Raw genomic sequence first — 17,679 nt, 5'->3', positions numbered from 1 at the left:
CGGAAAGACAGCGCACTGCGGTCACCTCGTCAGATTTGCGTACGGATGTGGGGGGAACGCGCATAGAGGGCGACCATGGGCAGGATCAGGATGCCGAAGATGAACTGCTGCCACTCGAAGGCGAAGCCGATGCCGACGAGGAAGGACGACAGCACCTGCAGAACGAGCACTCCGATGACCGTGAAGCCGTATCCGCCCTGCCCGCCGAGCAGCGATGTGCCGCCGACGACGACCGCCGCAAGCGTCAGAAAGAGGTACTGGTCGCCCACGCCGATGAACCCGCCGCCACTCCATCCAAGCAGCAGGCTGCCCGTGAGCGCGGCGAAGAAGCCGGACACCGCATAGCTCAGTGTCCAGTAGTGAAGCTCCGAGATCATCACCCTGCTGGCCGAGGTCCGGTTGACGCCGAGTGCATAGAGGTGCCGGCCATAGAGCGTCGTCCGCATGCCGACGATCATGATCACCGCGATCAGCGCCCAGATGGCGATCACCGGCGGCAATGGCAGACCGAAGGTCGTGCCGCTCATCGAGGACAGGTTTGACAGCCAGTCCGGCACGGTGCCGAAGACATTGCCACCATAGGCCGAGCCGATGGAGGTGAGGATCTGGACACCACCAGAGATGGCAAAACCCGTCCCAAGCGTGACGATCAGCGCCTGGCCCTGCAGGCGATAGGAGAGCAGGCCGTTGATCAGGCCGAGAAGAACGCCGATCACCAGCACCAGCACCAGTGCCAGCCAGGGCGGAACGCCGAGCCCGATGATGTAGAGCAGGCCGACATTCGCCGCGCCGATGATGAAGGGGATCGAAAGATCGAGGCCGCCGAGCAGCGCCACCAGCGTCTGGCCTACCGATGCGATGCCGAGGAAGGAGGCAAAGAGCAGCATCGACTTGATATTGTCGGCCGATGAGAAGCCCTCGATATTCATCGAGCCGACCGAGAACAGTCCGCTCAAGACCATGATGCCGATGAAGGCTGAGCGATTACGTTCGAAATTGCGCCCGAGCGTGCGGGTAATGACGAGAATGCCGAGAAGGATCAGCAGCGAGACGACGTTCCAGACATTGAAGAAGCCGGGAATCGTCGCCGAGAGGATCGCGAAGGCAGCCAGGATGAGTGCAAGAGCGGTGATGGCCGGGCGGAATTGCCGCCAAACCCTGGCAGCCTGCCCAGGCTCCGCCTCGGCCGCCGCCACGAACTGGCCGAGGACGAACATCCAGGTCCAGAAGAACAGCGCGCCGATCGCGATTGCCGACAGGATGATGAAGGGAACCTGCAATGCCTGCAGGAACCCGTAGACGGTCCCAATCGCCACCAGCAGCAGCGCGATCGCGAGCCCTATGATCTTGGTGGGAAGGGAAAGTGCTGCGCTCACCGGCTACCCTCCTGTCCCGACGGGGCGGCGGGCGCTTGTGTCGTGCCGGTCGGACGGCTCAGCCCATAGGCAGAGAGAACGACCAGCGCCGCCACGACGAGCACCACGGCTGGGGCGAGACGCCGGCGGGCGGCGGCCATGAAGGCGATGCGCAGGACAAATGCCAGCACCGCGAGCAGGATCGCCCCCAGAACATATGGGGTCGCTTCCTGCGCGAGGGCGGCCTCTTCCGGGCTTGCCACCGCAACTTCGAGCGGCACGACGTAGAGTGCCTGCGGCGCGATCGGCTGAAGCGGACCGGGCGGCAGCGCGCTGACGACAGCATCGGACGTGGCGGCGCGCGACGGCGCGACGTTATAGGTCGCATGCAGGACAATACCGAGCGAAACGACACCGAGGACAACGAAGTAGAGCAACGGAGAGAAATTGCGAACGTGCCGCTGGATGAAGGGAATGGCCAGCGTCAGCAGCAGCGACACGACGAGGATCGTGCCATAGGCGAGATTGGTGACGAAGCTCTGGACAGCGCCGAAATTGAAGGTCGAGAGCACATAGGTAATGAGATAGAGATTGACGGCTCCCAGGAAGGAGCCGAACGCGCTGGCTCGGCCGCCGCCGAGCGAGGCGCCGCCGAGCACGAGCGCCGTGACGGCTATCAGCGTGTAGGTGGTGCCCTGCGAGGGATCGCCCGAAGAGATCAGCGCCGTAAAGCAGATCGCCGCTAGCCCGGCAAAGCAGCCAGAGATCAGATGCGCCCCGATCCGCACCGCTGTGATCGGCACGCCACTAGTATAGGCGGCACGCTCGTCCGAACCCATCAGGCGCAGGTGATTGTAGAATGAGGTACGCGCGAAGAGCAGCCAGCCGGCGGTCGCCGCCAAGAGAATGGCGAGGACGGGCGAGAAGATGCTGGTACCCAGGCCCCAGGACGACATCCATTGCGGCGCGACGCCACCAGGCCTCGGCAGGATCACCAGATTCATGCCCGTGAGCGCGAGATAGCCCGAGAGCGAGACGATGATCGGCTGGACGCGCACATAGATGACGATCAATGCGAACAGGAGCTGGTACAGCGCGCCCGCTGCGAGCGCATAGGCGAAGACGGCAATCGGATTTTCGATGACGCCGCTGTTGTTGAGCTGGATCAGCGTGACGTTGATGAAGCCGATCAGCGGCCCCACCGACAGATCGACCGTGCCACGGCCGGCAATGACGACAGCCATGAGAGCGTAGGTCGCCAAGACCAGCGGGGTCGCCACGATCACCGCGCTGCCGATGCCCGTGCTCGAAATCAGGCCAGGGGAACGCAGGACCGCAATTGAAAGAAGGGCGAAGAAGAGGCTGATCGGCATCAGCAGGAAGGGGTTGGACCGCCCGCCCTGTGCGGGTGCCGCCATTTCCTTCGCCGCGATGGCGCCATTGCTTGCGAGACTCATGGCGCCCTCCGTTCCGTCCGCCCACCGACGGCATCGAACTCGATGACTCGGATCGGTCGCCGCGTCGGCTTCGCAGACGCCTCGGGTAGAGCACGATCGAACGTTCGCGACGGTTCGACCCTATGTGTCGCGGCAGCGGGTCGCGGCGGTTGCGCTACAGCATCGCGTCCCGGCACCAGGCCATACATGGCCGAGGCGAGGCCCGAGCCATCGGTCTGGCCGAACATCGCCTCCAGTACGATCCGGCCCTCCAGCGCGCGGCCGTCGAAGGCATCGAAGGGCGCCCCGTCACGGAAGACGATGACGCGGGTGCAGAAGCCGAGGAATTCCTCGATCTCCGAGGAGAGGTAGATGACCGAGCGGCCATCGCTGGCGAAGGCGCGCAGATGCCTGTAGAGCTCGCTCTTGGCGCCGACATCGATGCCACGGGCGGGATCGTTCAGCACGATCACATCCGGGCGCATGGCGAAACCACGGCCGATCAGAACCTTCTGCTGATTGCCGCCGGAAAGCGAGGTAATGCGGTCCTCGCGGGCACCGAACTTGATGAGCAGGTTCTCCGCCTCGCGCTTGAAGATCGCGCCGAGGGCTGGGAAGTCGATGATGCCGAGGACGCCCGCACGCCGCTTCTCGCGATAGAGCGGCATGACCATGTTTTCGAAGATCGAGAGCGAGGCGAAGATGCCCTCGCGCTTGCGGTCGCCCGACACATAGGCGATCCGGTTAGCGACGGCGTCGGCGAGCGAGCGGACGGCGTGGACAGAGCCGGCAGGGTTGCAGGCTTCCACTTGTCCGGTCGGTGCGGGCGCTACCCCGGCCAGCGCCCGCACGAACGCATCCTGCCCCTGTCCGTCGAGGCCGGCGATGCCGACGATCTCGCCACGACGAAGCGAGAAGTCAAAGCTGCGGCCGGCGTTGTCGAGACGAAGATCTCGAGCCCGCAGCGCCAGCGCGCCATCACGCGGCATTGGAGGCTCGTGGCTGCGGATCTCCTCCTCGTCTTCCCCAGTCATGAGACGCAGGAGGTTCTTTTCCGTTATCTCCTGCTTTTCGAGGACGCCGACGTCGCGCCCGTCTCGCAGGACCGTCGCGCGGTCGGAGATTCGAATGAGCTCGGCGATGCGGTGCGTGACGATGAGAACTGTGACGCCGCTGTCGCGCAGTGCGCGCATCTTAGCGAACAGGCGTTCCGTGCTGTCGAAATCGAGTGCGGCGGAGCTTTCGTCGAGGATCAGGACCTTCGGATTGCTGACGAGGGCGCGGCCAATCACGACCCACTGCTTGAGGCCCAGCGGCAGCGTTCCCAGCAATGCATAGGGATCGACCGGCTCGCCGGCCAACTCCTGCATCAGTTCCGCGGCGCGGCGAACCTTCTGCTCCTGCGAGAGATTTCGCGCGAAGAGCGGATCATTCCCCATGAAGAGATTGTCGACGACGGAGCTCTCGTCGGCGACGAGAACTTCCTGATAGACGGTCGATATACCGATCGCCCGGCTCTCGGCCGGCGTTGATGGTGCCTCGCCGAGTACCGACACGGAGCCGCTGTCGATGGGCAGGATGCCTGAGACGATCTTGGCGAGCGTGCTCTTGCCGCAGCCGTTTCCACCGACCACGGCATGGATCTCGCCAGCGCATGCGGTGAAATTGACACCGTCGAGCGCACGGGTCGGCCCGAAGTACTTCTTCACATTCCGCACAATGATCGTGTCGCGACCATGGGCGGTGTGAGGTTCTTCCTTGGGTTCGGTCGACATGGGTTGCGTCTGGTCTCGTGCGGCCCGGGAGGGGTCGCCGCCCGCGAGGGGCGGCGACATGGCGCTCAATCCACGCGTACTTGGATCAGGGCTTGTAGGCGGTCGGGTCTGCCGGCCGCACGAAGAACTGGTCGAGATATTCCTTGGAACCCCACCTGTCCTTGCCGACGTTGAACCAGTTCTGGGCGTTCTCGTCACAATTCTCCGGCAGGAGCTTCACAACGTCTTCATGCGTGATGACAACCGGATCGACCAGGATGGACTGGACCTTCGGGCCCTGCCCTTCGAGCGTGCGCATCATGATGTCCCAGATCAGCCCCACATCGTCGGCCGGCGGCCAGGTCTGAACGGCGGCGGAGATGAGCTTCGGATTCTTGCGCCAAGTGCACAACGCGCCGAGTTCGCCGCCCACGGTGACCTTCACGTCCTTGCGGCCGGACTGCTTCAGGGCGCGCAGCACGCCCATTTCCGCCGCCGACTGCACGACGATGCCATCCAGCTTGCCGGGATGGGTCGCGAGCCATTTCTGGACCTCGCCCTGCGCGACCTGATCGGTCCACATGCCGGCGACCGAACCGACGATCTTGATGTCCGGCGCCGTGGCGAGGCCGGCGAGAACGCCACGGTTCTGGCTTTCCGAACCGGAGGTTCCCGGAATGCCCTCGACCACCAGCACATTACCCTTGCCGCCGAGATCTTCCGCCATACGCTTGCCGATCTCGAAGCCGGCAACCTGATAGTTGACCGACGAGTTGATGGCGGTCGGCGCGGTCAGGTAGCCGGTCATCGAGAAGACCGGAATGCCCTTGTCATGAGCGTACTGGACGGACTGGTTGAGCGCCGTCGGGTTAGAGCAGCACACGAAGATGGCGTCGACGCCCTGATCGACGAGCTGGCGGATCTGCTGGATCTGCGTTGAATCGTTAAGGTTCGACTGGGTGATGACGACGTCGCTGATCAGCCCGAGGCTCTTCCACTTCGGAATGATGTCCTTCTGCAGACCGTCCATGGCGTTGGCACGCCAGGTGTTGCCGGCATAGGAGGATGCATAGCCGATCTTCCACGGCGGCGGATTCTTCGCCTTGAAGTCGCGCAGCGGGCTCGGCCCGACCGGCTGGGACGGGTCGAGCATGTCCTTGTTGTAAAGACGCGCAGCGACGTCGGGGTTGATCTCATCCACGCCTGCGGCAAACGCCGAACCGGCACAGGCCGCCAGGATCGCGCCGGTCAGCGCGAAGATGCTCAATCTACGCATAGTCCTCCTCCTTGGGTTCGGGATCGACGTCTTCGCGTCGATCCTCTTTGTCAGTCGTAGAAATCGTAGGGGGCTTTCAGGAAAGTCGGCCAGGTATCGGGGTCGTGACCGGTCACCACCATCGCGTGAGTATCGTCGGCGATCCTGCGCAGCTTGGTTACGGATTCCGCCGCTTGGATCGACGACACCACCAGACCCGGCAGGGCCTTCTCATTCCAGTGATCGAGCGTATAGGCCGCGTCGATCGTGAGGAGCACCGGTCCCGTATTGGGCAGCGTCACCAGGAACGACTGGTGGCCGACCGAGTGGCCCGGCGTATAGATCATCCGCACCGTGCCATCGCCGAACAGATCGAAATTGTCCGTATATTCGCCGCCGAGGAACTTCCAGTTCAGGCCCGGGCGATCAAAATCGGCGCGGATATAAGCTCCCGCCGCGAACCAGTGCGGATTGAAAGCGTATTCGTACTCGTTCCGTTGCACGAAATACTGTGCACGCGGAAAATGCCCGAGCGCGCCGGTATGGTCGAGATGCAGATGGGACTGAAGCACATAGCGCACGGACTGGGGATCGACGCCGACGCGCTTCAACTGGTCGACGCAGTTCTCCGAAACATCCATTACGGGGTCATAGGCATCGACCACAGCGCCCCAATGACCACGCTTGTCGATCGCCACCTCGACGGCATTTCCACCGTCGATCACGACATTGCCGAGTGGATGCTTGATGAGAAACCAGGGCACCGGAATCTCGAACGGACCTTCACCCTGGTTCATCTTGATGTATTTGAGCCTGGTGCGCAGCGTTCCTGTCTGGAACATGTGCAGCTCGATGCCCGAGCTCGCGCCGGAGCGCCGGGAACTCTCCGTCGGCTTGCGTTCGAGATTGCGGCGCGGCGCCAAGGCGCTACCCGGCGAAGATGAGATACTGGTCGCATCGACCTCGACACGACGGCCCTTGTCATCGAACTCGATGATCTTCATCGCGCAGTCCCTGCTTTCGCAATCATAGATCCGACCATTGCCTCAGTTGCGCTCCGCGATGATCCGGAGCGCCTCCTTCAGATAGACGGAGAACAGCGGGTAGTTCTCCGACATGGGGAAATGCCCGATGTCCTCCATTTCGATATAGACGCCGCCGGGAATCTGCCGTGCCGTCGCCTCGGTGGCCTCGGGTGGGGTCAGGTAGTCATAGGTGCCGGTCATCATCACGACCGGGCACCGCCGCGCATCGATCTCGCCGAGGCGGCCGCGCAAGTCATGATCGACCGAATAGAAGAAGAGATCGCCTTTGAAGGCCTCGGCGCCCTGAGTGTAGTAGTGCCAGGTGAGCCAACGATCCATTTCCGGGCTTTGCGGCGCCATCAGATCCCAGACGCCGCTCGCGCAGACCTGCGCGGCATTGGCATGGGGATGCCGCCACCAGTCGAGATAAAAGCCCGGCGCATGTTCGGCCGCTTCGACGGGAATGACACCGCGGAAGCGGTTGGGATGATGCAGCGCAAGCTGCAGCGCGACATTGCCGCCGAACGACGACCCCATGAAAATCGGACGATCAATCTCCAGGGCATCGCAGAACGCGATGATGAAGTTCATGTAGTGTTCGGCCGTAAGCCTGTACTCGTCCTTCCACCACTCTTTGTTCAACGGAGGGTCGGACTTTCCGTGGCGTGCGAGATCATAGGCGATCACGTCATAGTTCGCGGTGATCTCCGGATCCTCCAGAAGACCGCGCCATTGATGATTGTGGCAACCGGCAGTGTGCTGGCAAACCAAGGGCGTGCCGCTGCCGTTCCGAAGATAGAAGACCTTGTATTCCAAGCTGTCGACATCGATCGTCACATAGCGTCCGATGACGGGGGAATGCTTGGCCATGCCTGACTCCATATAGTGAGGGCACTGGATCGTCGGCGACAGGCTGCCCGGATCTCAGACCGGGGCGCCGACCTTGCGGAGCAGTTCGAACTGGACCGTGAAATTGCGCAGGTTCTGCATGAGGACGAGGATGTTGCCCTCGATCTTCAAATCGCGCCGGAAACTTGCCGCCCAGATGCCGTGATACATCGGACCCGGCACGGGCCTTGCGAACTCGCGCCACGTCTGCGGGCTCGCCCGCAGGGCGAAGTCATAGGCATCCATGGGCTCCGGATCGATATTGATCCGATAGACCCTGCCATCATGCATCTCGACGATGACCTTCGCCGATCCCATGTCGAGCAGATAGCTGCAGGTGAAATAGCGCGCCATCGCCCCGATCGTCGGATCACGATCCGATGCGTCGGCGAAATGCTGCGCCCACTCCCTAACGCCTAAGGCCATGGCTATTCCCTCCCGACAACAAGGAGGATTTAGCCGTTCCGCATACGCGAAATCATCCACCCTGTCGTCCGTCGTTCAATATGCTGAACGTTATCTTGTTGGTGAAACAGTAGTCACCAGGTTATATGCTGTCAATGGAAAGCGAGGGGCAGGAATGAATGATGTCGGAAAATGAACCGCAGGAGGCTGAAGCGCGCGCCAAGCTCGTCCCAGCGCTGGAGCGCGGCGTGAGAATCCTCGATACCGTGGCGCGTGCGCGGGGCTATCTGAGCCTCTCCGATCTGGCGCGCGAATTGGACATCGCGAAGAGCAGCGCTCACACGCTTTGCAACACGCTCGTCAAGTTGGGGCTGCTTATCAAGCGTCCCGACCAGACCTTCCTTCTCGGACCGCATGTCATGCGGTGGTCAAATGCTTTCCAGCAACAGTCCGATCTCGCTACCGAGTTTGCCGCGCTGTGGGATAGGGAGACCCAGTTGCCAGGCGCGACGATCACGCTGACCGTCCTTGAGGGGAACGAGGTCATCTATATCGCGGCGCGCAATTCGGACCTCAGCCACCCCCTGTTCGAGTTCCGCGCCGGCATGCGGCTTCCGGCGGCATTCACGGCGACTGGCAAGGCCTTCTTGAGCGGGATGAGCGATTTCGAGGTCCGGCGACTCTATCCGGACGGCCTGCCGGAACCCCGCACGCCGAGCAGCGTCAGGACTGTTGAGGATCTGTTGCAGGAACTTCAGGAAATCCGCGAGCGGGGGTATTCCTGCGACGATCAGCAGGTGGCCGAGGGCCTAGTCTGCTTCGGTGCGCCGGTCCTCGACTCGCGCAACCGCACCATGGCCGGCGTTGCCGTCAGCCTGCTCGCCGAATGGCTTACCCCTGAGCAGCAGGAGAACGTGATCGCCGAGGTGAAACGGATCGCGCAACAATTGTCACAGCGCATGGGAGCCGAGATCGAGCAGGTGGCAGGACCTGATCGCACGTAGGATCGACGCGAACGTCGATGCCGCACTCCAGCTTGCGAGGGTCCCCGCTGCTTCGGGCGCGACCAGACGATCTATGATCCCTGGCACTATGTTCCTGTCCTGGCGAGGAAGCCCGGCGCCATGCGTAACGGGGCTCCGTTCAAGGACTGGATCCTGCCGACCGGCTTGGAGCGCGTGCGACGCAAGCTTGGCTCCGCGCCCGATGGCGGGCGTCAGATGGTCGATATCCTCTGCGGCAATTCCTGGTGCGCGGATTGAAGAAGGTCCGGGCCGTCGCCTTGTGGCACGCCCTGGCCCCCAACCTGCGCATCGCCATGGGACTGCTGGTGCCGGTCGACGTCACCGCCTGAACAGGAGGCCGCCACTCCGCCCTCACCCGCCCGCCGCCCCCGGCGGTGGACACCGCCTTCTCCAGCATGCGGGAGAGGGACCATAGGTCCAGGGGCCAAGCCCCTGGCCGGGGTGCAGGGGCGTAAACGCCCCTGCATTCATTCACACGCTCTCAGTTCAGCTCCGAGGGCTGCGCGAGCGGCTCGCCCCATTCGCTGAACTGCCGGAGGCGCCGCTGAGGGGCGTCGCCTGCGCACCACATTGAACCAGCGTCAGCGCGACGTGAAGTTGCGCCAGGACCAGGCCGAACAAGCGGGCGCGGACGACCGGGTGGACCTCGGCCTGTGCCGCCTGCTGGCTCGAGGTCCGCAAGATCCGAGCAACTGCGGCGACAGCATGACCGTGCGATCCTTGGCGCCCTTGCCGTGGCGGACCTGGACCACCATCCGGTCGCTGTCGATATCCGCCACCTTGAGGCTCATCGCTTCCGGGGGGCGCAACCCCGCGGCATAGGCGGTGGCCAGTGCAGTGCGCGCCTTCAACGATGGTACTACTTCCAGAAAGTGCACCAGCTCGTCGGCGCTCAGGATCGCCGGCAACTTGCGCGGCGTGCGCGCATAGACGATGAGCTCCGGGATCTCCGCCCGGTCCAGCGTCACACCGTAGAAGAAACGCAACGCACAGACCGTCTGGTTCAGCGCCGGCCAGGAAATGCCCTGCGATACCAGATAAACCTGGAACGCACGGACGTCCTCCTGCCCCAGTCGATCCGGCGACCGGCCGAAATAACGGCTGAACTTCGCCACCGCATGCAGATAGGATAGTTGCGTAGCGGGCGACAGGTTGCGCAAGCTCATGTCGTCGATCATGCGACGGCGCAGCGGGCTTACCGCTGCCGTGGCTTCAGCCATGGGATGGTCTCCTGGTCAGGGGTTGGTCTCAGCAACCAAACCTTCCCATCAGGAGGCCATTCCAGCCAATGCACACGCCAATCCCGCGCCAGCGGGTTCGTTCAATCCCAAAAATGCTCCCGCTACCAAAAATCTGCCAAAGTAGTGCTAGTTGAGGCGACCGCCTGCCGGCCATCGAGCGGCCGGAAGCGACATGCGACGTGCTGCGCGAACGGATCGTAGCATAGCTCACACCACGAGCACGCCGGCCGATTCATAGATCGAGGTCGTTCATCAGTTCGCCCATCCACACGCCCCGTCGCACCAGATCCGCCGCAATCTCGATGACCGTGTTTCCGACGAAGCGCGCCGCGGGACTGGCCTGCCGGTCGACCGGATAGGCGAGCACCAGCTTGCGCGCTGGAGCGGGGTCGACCAGCGGCGCGACGCTCAGCACGCCCACCTCCACAAGATGATGGATCGGCGCGAGCGGCAGCATTGTCGGGCCGAAACCGTTGCGGACGAGATCGATCATCGCGCCGAAGGAGTCCGCCTCGACGCTTGCGCGCAGTTCCACGCCGGCCTGCCTCGCGCAATCCTCCATGATGGCGCGCAGGCCATGCCGCGGGCTGGGCATCACCAGTTCCTGCTCCGCGAGCCGCGAAAACGGCACCGGCGTCGCGAGACTTAAGCGGTCGTCCGCGGAGCCGACGACCAGCAGGCTCTCCATCATGATCGGCACGACGCGCAGGGATTTAAGCGGCTTGGGATCGTAGGACACGGCGAGGTCGAGTTCGCCGCGCTGCAGCCAATCCAGCAGATGTCCGCTGAAGGCCGAGGAGAAACGCACCTCGAGTGCGGGATGCGTCTGCTTGATCTTCCGCAGCAGCGGCACGGTGATGATCTCAGCCACGGTCGGCGTCGTGCCGACCGTCACCTTGCCGCGATAGGACGATCCGGCATGGGTCGGAACGCGTCGTATCGCTTCCATCTCGGCCATGATCCGGACGGCGTGGTCTAGCACGTCCTGACCAGCCTGCGTGATGACCATACCGCGCCCGTGTCGCTCGAACAGATCGACGCCGAGTTCCTTTTCCATCAGCCGGATCTGCCGGCTGAGCGCGGGTTGAGCGATGCTGAGCCTGTCCGCCGCCTTGCTCAGGCTGCCAAGCTCGGCGACGTGGATGAGCGTCTTCAGTTGGGAAATGTCCATGCACCCACTCCGCCTCTGCAACGGGCAGGTATAGCTTCTTGCGCTGCCATGCCAAACGTAGATGCCGCCGCGCTTGGCCCGCTATCGCCTCTCCTCAGCCTTTTGCCTTAGCAATTTCGGCAGTGAGTTCGGGGACGATGGTGAAAAGATCGCCGACGAGGCCGAAATCGGCGACCTGGAAGATCGGGGCCTCGTCGTCCTTGTTGATGGCGACGATGACCTTGGAATCCTTCATGCCGGCGAGGTGCTGGATGGCGCCCGATATGCCGACCGCGACATAGAGATCGGGGGCAACCACCTTGCCGGTCTGGCCGACCTGCCAGTCGTTCGGCGCGTAGCCGGCGTCGACCGCCGCGCGGGAGGCCCCCACAGCGGCGCCCAAGGCGTCGGCCAGCGGCTCGATCACGGCGTGGAAGTTCTCCGCCGAGCCGAGCGCCCGGCCGCCCGAGACGATGAGACGGGCGCTGGCCAGCTCCGGCCGGTCGCTCTGCGCGATCTCCTGAGCCACGAACCGCGACAAAGCGGGATCGCCCGCCGCCTCGATCGTGCGGATCGGGGCGGAGCCGCCTTCACCGGTCGCGGCGAAGGAGGCGGTGCGCACGGTGATGACCTTCTTCGGCTCAATCGAGCGCACGGTCTGGATGGCGTTGCCGGCATAGATCGGCCGCTCGAAGCTGTCGGGCACCAGCACCTTGACGATGTCGGAGACCTGCATCACGTCGAGCAGCGCCGCCACGCGGGGCAGCACGTTCTTGCCGACCGCCGTGGAGGGCGCGAGGATCGCGTCATAGTCGGCGGCGAGCGCCACGATCAGCGCCGCCAGCGGCTCGGCGAGGCGGTGGGCGTAGAGCGGGGAATCCGCCAGCAGCACCTGCGCAACGCCCTCCAGCTTCGCCGCGGCCTCGGCGGCGGGGCGGGCATTGCCGCCGGCCACCAGCACATGCACCGGGGCGCCCAGCGCCAGGGCGGCGGTCAGCGCGCGGGCGGTGACCGGGTTGAGGTGAGCATCGTCATGCTCGGCAAGCAGCAAGGTCGCCATCTTCAGAGCACTCCCGCCTGTTTGAGGTTGGCGACCAGCTCGGCGGCCGAGGCCACCTTGATGCCGGCCGTGCGGCCGGTCGGCTCGCTGGTCGAGAGAACCGTGAGCCGCGGGGTGACGTCGACGCCGAGATCGGCGGGCGAGACTTCAGTGATCGGCTTCTTCTTGGCCTTCATGATATTGGGCAGGCTGGCATAGCGCGGCTCGTTAAGCCGCAGATCGGTGGTGATGATCGCCGGCAAATTGAGGCTCACGGTCTGCAGGCCGCCGTCGATCTCGCGGGTGACGTCAACCGTGCCTTCGGTGGGCGACACCCTGGAGGCGAAGGTGCCCTGCGGCCAGCCGAGCAGCGCTGCCAGCATCTGGCCGGTCTGGTTGCAATCGTCGTCGATCGCCTGCTTGCCGAGGATGACGAGGCCCGGACCCTCCTGCTCGACCAGCTTCTTCAGCAGCTTGGCCACCGCCAGCGGCTCCACCCCGGCTTCGTCTGTCTTCACCCAGATGCCGCGGTCGGCGCCCATGGCAAGCGCGGTGCGGATGGTCTCGTCGGTCTTGGCCGGGCCGACCGAGACCGCGATGACCTCGGTGGCCTTGCCGGCTTCCCGGAGCCGCAGCGCCTCCTCGACGGCGATCTCGTCGAACGGGTTCATCGACATCTTCACATTGGCCAGCTCGACGCCCGAGCCGTCCGCCTTGACGCGGATCTTGACGTTGTAGTCGACCACCCGCTTAACGGGCACCAGGATCTTCATGATGGTCCTTCCTTACGGAACGGGATGCCGGCGCCGATCAGAACCACGGCAGGCTTCCCGGACGACGATCTAATTGGTGGCAATGTCCCGGCTGCGCGCCAGGATCGAGCGGGCGCGGATACGCACCGGCTCGTCGACCATGGCGCCATCGACCGCGGCGGCACCGTCGCCGCTTTCCAGAACCTTCCGCGCCCAGGCGATCTCCGCGGCATCGGGCAGGAAACCGGCGCGGATCGCCTCGATCTGGCGCGGATGGATGGCGAGCTTGCCGCCGAAGCCGAGCTCGCGCGCGTAGCGGGCATCGTCGGCCGCGACCGCCGGGTCGTCGACCACCGTGGTGACACCGTCGAGCGGAGGAACGAGCCCGGCCAGCCGGGATGCCAGCACGATCTCGTGGCGCGCGCACAGCAGCGCCTGCCTGGTATGCGCGCTGCCGAGGTCGGCGCAGAAATCGATGGAGCCGAACGCCACCCGGCCAACCGCCGGCACGGCGGCGATGGCACGGGCATTGGCGAGGCCGAGAGCGCTTTCGATGAAGGCGACCAACCGCTTGCCGGGACCGAGCCGGTCGCTGATGGCCATGAGCGCCGCCGGATTTTCCGCCTTCGGCACCATGATGCCCGCGAAGGGCATGCGCGCCACGGCGGCTAGATCGTCCGCGTGCCACGGCGTTCCGGGGGCGTTGATGCGCACGAATACCGGCCGATCGGTGAAGTCCGCCCGCAGCGCGGCCCGTGCGGCCTCCTTCGCGGTCGCCGCCACGGCGTCCTCGAGATCGAGGATCACCGCGTCCGCGCCCGAGGCCGCCGCCTTCTCAAAACGCTCGGGCCGGTTGGCCGGCGCGAACAGTGGAGCGATAACGTCGCGTTCGTCGCTCATGACCAGCGCGCCTCTGCGCTCATGCCGGGCGGGCCGCCGGCGCGGGCCGTCCAGAGCTTTACCGCGCCCTCGCTCACATCCGCGTTGAGAAAGAACGGCTCGGTATCGAACAGCGGCGACTGTCCGCGAAAGGTGAACCGCGCGGGCGCCGCCCCCTTGAGCTCGGAGGCGAGATTGTACAGAAGCGTCGCCTGCAGCGGCCCGTGCACCACGAGACCGGGATACCCCTCGACCTGCGTCACATAGGGCTGATCGTAATGGATACGATGGCTGTTGAAGGTGAGCGCCGAATAGCGGAACAACTGCGGCGGCGAGGGCTCGACCCGGTAGCGATGGGCGCCCTCCGGCGCTGCCGCGGGAGGCTTGGGGGGCGGTGCGTCCGGGGGCGATGGCGCATCGAGATCGCGATACACGATGTCCTGTATCTCGCTGATCACCCCGCGACCAGCAACGTCGATCTCGTGCGTCACGGTGACGAAGCACAGCACGCCGCTGCGGCCTTCCTTCACCACGACGTCGGCGATGCGCGAGCGACGGCGGATGGTGTCGCCAATGGCGAGTTCGCCGTGAAAGGTGAGGACCCCGCCCGCCCACATGCGGCGCGGCAGCGGCACGGGCGGCAGAAAGCCGCCGCGCCGGGGATGGCCGTCCTCGCCGAGCGAGGCGGTCGTTGCGGCCGGTTGAGCGAGGCACCAGTGCAGCAGGCGCGGCGCCGGCGTGCCGATGGCGAGATCGCCCTCCGGCAGGTCGAGCGTCGCCCGGAACTTGCGCACGAGATCCGCGCTCACGAGATCGGTCGCGACGTCCTCGCGCCCGATCCAACTGCGCAGATGCTCGACATCCAGCGAGACGACAGCGCCCATCACCTCGCCTCCCTTTGCCAGCGGCGGCCCCCGGCCGGCAGGGCGTCGTGTTCGCCGAGGGCAGGCACCAGGCCATACCAGCGCGGCGTGCCATCGACAATCGGCGCGGGCGCGGGGAAGGCGACCGGACCCGCCGGCGTGTCGACGGTGATGCGCCGCAGATGCGGGTGTTGCGACAGCGACGCCATGTCGTTGACCGAGGCGAACGCGACATCGGCGCGGGTCAGCGCCTCGACCGACTCGCTCGCGTTGCGATCGGCGAAGGCCGCGGCGACGAGGGCGTCGGTCTCCGGCCGGTTGGCGACGCGGGCCACATTGGTGGCAAAGCGCGGATCCCGGGCAAAGGCGGGGTCGCCCAGGAACTCGGCGCTGAACTTCGCCCATTCCCGGTCGCTCTGGATGGAGATGAGGATCTCCTTGTCATCCTTGGTGAGGAACACGCCGTAGGGGGCGATGGAGGGATGGGCGAGGCCGAGCCGCCGGGGCGGCTTGCCGCCCTCCTGATGCAGCAGCGGCACGGTGAGCCAGTCGGCCATCACGTCGAACATGGAGATGCGGATGTCCGCTCCCTCGCCGGTGATGCCGCGGCCGATGAGCGCCTCCAGTACCGCCGCATGGGCGGTGGCACCGGTGGCGATATCGACGATGGAGATGCCGACCCGCGCCGGCGCCTCCGGTCCGCCGGTGATCGAGGACAGGCCGGATTCCGCCTGAATCAGCATGTCATAGGCTTTGCGCTCGGCGAGCGGGCCCTCATCGCCATAGCCGCTGATCGAGCAGACGATGAGGCGCGGATGGCTGAGGCGCAGCGTGGCCGGGCCGAAGCCGAGCCGGTCCAGAGCCCCTGGTTTCAGGTTCTGCACCAGCACGTCGGCCTTGACGAGAAGGTCGCGCAACGCCTGCTTGCCCTCCGGCAGCGAGAGGTCGACGACAAAGGACTGCTTGCCGCGGTTGAGCCATACGAAATAGCTCGACTGACCCTTGGCCACATCGTCGTAGCCGCGCGCAAAATCGCCCTCGGGACGCTCGATCTTGATGACGCGGGCGCCTGCGTCGGCAAGGCGCGAGGTGCAGAACGGCGCCGCGACGGCCTGCTCGATCGCGATGACGGTGAGGCCTTCGAGGGGGAGGCGAGCTTTGGCGGCCATCAGAACGACCTCGGCAAGCCGAGCACATGCTCAGCAACATAGGACAGGATGAGGTTGGTCGAGATCGGCGCCACCTGGTAGAGTCGGGTCTCGCGGAACTTGCGCTCGACGTCGTATTCGCAGGCAAAGCCGAAGCCGCCGTGGAACTGGATGCAGGCATTCGCCGCTTCCCACGAGGCCTTGGCGGCGAGGTATTTCGCCATGTTCGCCTGGGTGCCGCAGGGCTGGTGCGCATCGTAGAGCCGGCAGGCCTCGAAGCGCATCAGATTGGCCGCCTCCACCTCGATGAAGGTCTCGGCTATCGGAAACTGCACGCCCTGGTTCTGGCCGATGGGCCGGCCGAACACCACGCGCTCCTTGGCGTACTGCGTCACCTTGTCGATGAACCAGTAGCCATCGCCGATGCATTCGGCGGCAATCAGCGTGCGTTCGGCATTGAGGCCGGTGAGGATGTACTTGAAGCCCTGGCCTTCCTCGCCGATCAGGTTCTCGGCGGGAATTTCGAGATTGTCGAAGAACAGCTCATTGGTCTCGTGATTGACCATATTCAGGATGGGCTGCACCGTCATCCCGTTCTTCATCGCGTCCTTGATGTCGACGATGAAGATGGAGAGGCCTTCGGATTTTTTCTTCACCTCGTCGAGCGGGGTGGTGCGCGCCAGCAGGATCATCAGGTCGGAGTGCTGGACACGCGAGATCCAGACCTTCTGGCCGTTGATGACGTAGCGGTCGCCCTTCTTAACTGCCGTGGTCTTGATCTTGGTGGTGTCGGTGCCGGTGGTCGGCTCGGTGACGCCCATGGATTGCAGGCGCAGCTCGCCGGCGGCGATCTTCGGCAGGTATTTCTGGCGCTGCTCCTCGGAGCCGTGCCGCACCAGCGTGTTCATGTTGTACATCTGGCCGTGGCAGGCGCCCGAATTGCCGCCCGCCCGGTTGATCTCTTCCATGATCACCGAGGCCTCGGTGAGGCCGAGCCCGGAGCCGCCATATTTCTCGGGGATCAGCGCGGCCATCCAGCCGGCTTTAGTGAGCGCATCGACGAACTCTTCCGGATAGCCGCGCGCCTCATCGATCTTGCGATGATACGCGGCCGGAAAATCCGCGCACAGCGCGCGGACGGCCTCGCGGATGTCCTCGTACAGGCCGCTACCTATGGTCTGCATGATGGCTTCCTCACCCTCTCATCTTTTCTCTGCCACCCGAACCTTGCGGGCGACCGGTTTCCTCACCGGATCACGAAGGAATCGTGAATGCCTCGGCGAAGTTGACGTCGACGACGTTTCAAGCGGACGCGTTCCCCGTCCACCTCTTACTCAAGTTCCGGGGGACGGGTCGGCCTCTCTGATAGGGCGTTCACGGCGATACAACAATTATTTGTTTTATCAACGAGATATGCCAGAATTATATAGCTCGGTCAGCTTGCGTTGGAGCAGGCTGCCGCCG

The 17,679-nt window shown here is 64.6% G+C and carries 15 protein-coding genes and 2 pseudogenes; 2 read left to right on the top strand and 15 right to left on the bottom strand.

Annotated elements, in window-relative coordinates:
• Nucleotides 1-29: 29 nt before the first annotated feature.
• The 7 genes from ACO2RV_RS22480 to ACO2RV_RS22450 form a co-directional block, all read right to left on the bottom strand.
• Nucleotides 30-1,376 carry an ABC transporter permease gene (locus ACO2RV_RS22480; protein WP_423296469.1) on the bottom strand — a complete coding sequence of 449 codons (1,347 nt, stop codon included), beginning with the start codon at nucleotides 1,374-1,376 and terminating at the stop codon, nucleotides 30-32.
• On the bottom strand, nucleotides 1,373-2,812 hold the full coding sequence (locus tag ACO2RV_RS22475; RefSeq protein ID WP_423296468.1) for an ABC transporter permease: 1,440 nt from the start codon (nucleotides 2,810-2,812) through the stop codon (nucleotides 1,373-1,375). Before ACO2RV_RS22475 ends, ACO2RV_RS22480 begins: the two co-directional genes overlap by 4 nt.
• Nucleotides 2,809-4,566 carry a sugar ABC transporter ATP-binding protein gene (locus tag ACO2RV_RS22470; RefSeq protein WP_423296467.1) on the bottom strand — a complete coding sequence of 586 codons (1,758 nt, stop codon included), beginning with the start codon at nucleotides 4,564-4,566 and terminating at the stop codon, nucleotides 2,809-2,811. Before ACO2RV_RS22470 ends, ACO2RV_RS22475 begins: the two co-directional genes overlap by 4 nt.
• An 85-nt stretch (nucleotides 4,567-4,651) precedes the next feature.
• On the bottom strand, nucleotides 4,652-5,821 hold the full coding sequence (locus ACO2RV_RS22465; RefSeq protein WP_423296466.1) for an ABC transporter substrate-binding protein: 1,170 nt from the start codon (nucleotides 5,819-5,821) through the stop codon (nucleotides 4,652-4,654).
• A 50-nt stretch (nucleotides 5,822-5,871) separates the two neighbouring features.
• Nucleotides 5,872-6,642 (bottom strand): AttM family quorum-quenching N-acyl homoserine lactonase, encoded by a 771-nt coding sequence (gene attM, locus ACO2RV_RS22460; protein WP_423296480.1) that lies wholly within the window; start codon nucleotides 6,640-6,642, stop codon nucleotides 5,872-5,874.
• 204 nt (nucleotides 6,643-6,846) lie between these two features.
• Nucleotides 6,847-7,695, bottom strand: coding sequence for an alpha/beta fold hydrolase (locus ACO2RV_RS22455; RefSeq protein ID WP_423296465.1), 849 nt, complete (start codon nucleotides 7,693-7,695; stop codon nucleotides 6,847-6,849).
• A gap of 54 nt (nucleotides 7,696-7,749) precedes the next feature.
• Complete coding sequence (locus ACO2RV_RS22450; RefSeq protein WP_423296464.1) at nucleotides 7,750-8,139, bottom strand: hypothetical protein; 390 nt, start codon at nucleotides 8,137-8,139, stop codon at nucleotides 7,750-7,752.
• A 161-nt stretch (nucleotides 8,140-8,300) separates the two neighbouring features.
• Between ACO2RV_RS22450 and ACO2RV_RS22445 the strand changes: the two genes are divergently transcribed.
• Together ACO2RV_RS22445 and ACO2RV_RS22440 are read left to right on the top strand one after the other, a co-directional pair.
• Entirely contained in the window at nucleotides 8,301-9,122 is an 822-nt protein-coding gene (locus tag ACO2RV_RS22445) for an IclR family transcriptional regulator (RefSeq protein WP_423296463.1), read from the top strand.
• Between the two features lie 36 nt (nucleotides 9,123-9,158).
• A pseudogene (locus ACO2RV_RS22440) lies at nucleotides 9,159-9,353 on the top strand (IS21 family transposase); the annotation flags it as partial.
• A gap of 476 nt (nucleotides 9,354-9,829) precedes the next feature.
• Here the strand turns inward: ACO2RV_RS22440 and ACO2RV_RS22435 are convergent.
• From ACO2RV_RS22435 to ACO2RV_RS22400, 8 genes and pseudogenes are all read right to left on the bottom strand, one after another.
• Nucleotides 9,830-10,363 (bottom strand): annotated as a pseudogene (locus tag ACO2RV_RS22435) (tyrosine-type recombinase/integrase); the annotation flags it as partial.
• A gap of 253 nt (nucleotides 10,364-10,616) precedes the next feature.
• Nucleotides 10,617-11,555, bottom strand: a complete 939-nt coding sequence (locus ACO2RV_RS22430) for a LysR substrate-binding domain-containing protein (RefSeq protein ID WP_423296462.1) — start codon at nucleotides 11,553-11,555, stop codon at nucleotides 10,617-10,619.
• A gap of 94 nt (nucleotides 11,556-11,649) precedes the next feature.
• Nucleotides 11,650-12,594, bottom strand: a complete 945-nt coding sequence (locus tag ACO2RV_RS22425; RefSeq protein WP_423296461.1) for an electron transfer flavoprotein subunit alpha/FixB family protein — start codon at nucleotides 12,592-12,594, stop codon at nucleotides 11,650-11,652.
• A gap of 2 nt (nucleotides 12,595-12,596) precedes the next feature.
• Complete coding sequence (locus ACO2RV_RS22420) at nucleotides 12,597-13,346, bottom strand: electron transfer flavoprotein subunit beta/FixA family protein (RefSeq protein WP_423296460.1); 750 nt, start codon at nucleotides 13,344-13,346, stop codon at nucleotides 12,597-12,599.
• Nucleotides 13,347-13,415: 69 nt separating this feature from the next.
• Complete coding sequence (locus ACO2RV_RS22415) at nucleotides 13,416-14,225, bottom strand: HpcH/HpaI aldolase/citrate lyase family protein (protein WP_423296459.1); 810 nt, start codon at nucleotides 14,223-14,225, stop codon at nucleotides 13,416-13,418.
• Nucleotides 14,222-15,088 carry an FAS1-like dehydratase domain-containing protein gene (locus ACO2RV_RS22410; protein WP_423296458.1) on the bottom strand — a complete coding sequence of 289 codons (867 nt, stop codon included), beginning with the start codon at nucleotides 15,086-15,088 and terminating at the stop codon, nucleotides 14,222-14,224. Before ACO2RV_RS22410 ends, ACO2RV_RS22415 begins: the two co-directional genes overlap by 4 nt.
• Complete coding sequence (locus ACO2RV_RS22405; protein WP_423296457.1) at nucleotides 15,088-16,236, bottom strand: CaiB/BaiF CoA transferase family protein; 1,149 nt, start codon at nucleotides 16,234-16,236, stop codon at nucleotides 15,088-15,090. Before ACO2RV_RS22405 ends, ACO2RV_RS22410 begins: the two co-directional genes overlap by 1 nt.
• Nucleotides 16,236-17,399, bottom strand: coding sequence for an acyl-CoA dehydrogenase family protein (locus ACO2RV_RS22400; protein WP_423296456.1), 1,164 nt, complete (start codon nucleotides 17,397-17,399; stop codon nucleotides 16,236-16,238). Before ACO2RV_RS22400 ends, ACO2RV_RS22405 begins: the two co-directional genes overlap by 1 nt.
• Nucleotides 17,400-17,679 lie beyond the last annotated feature (280 nt).

The organism is Ancylobacter sp. VNQ12, from assembly GCF_049445835.1.
In the GTDB taxonomy this organism is placed as follows: domain Bacteria; phylum Pseudomonadota; class Alphaproteobacteria; order Rhizobiales; family Xanthobacteraceae; genus Ancylobacter.
The sequence above is the reverse complement of the archived record's forward strand: the minus strand, read 5'-3'. Positions and strand labels throughout refer to the sequence as shown.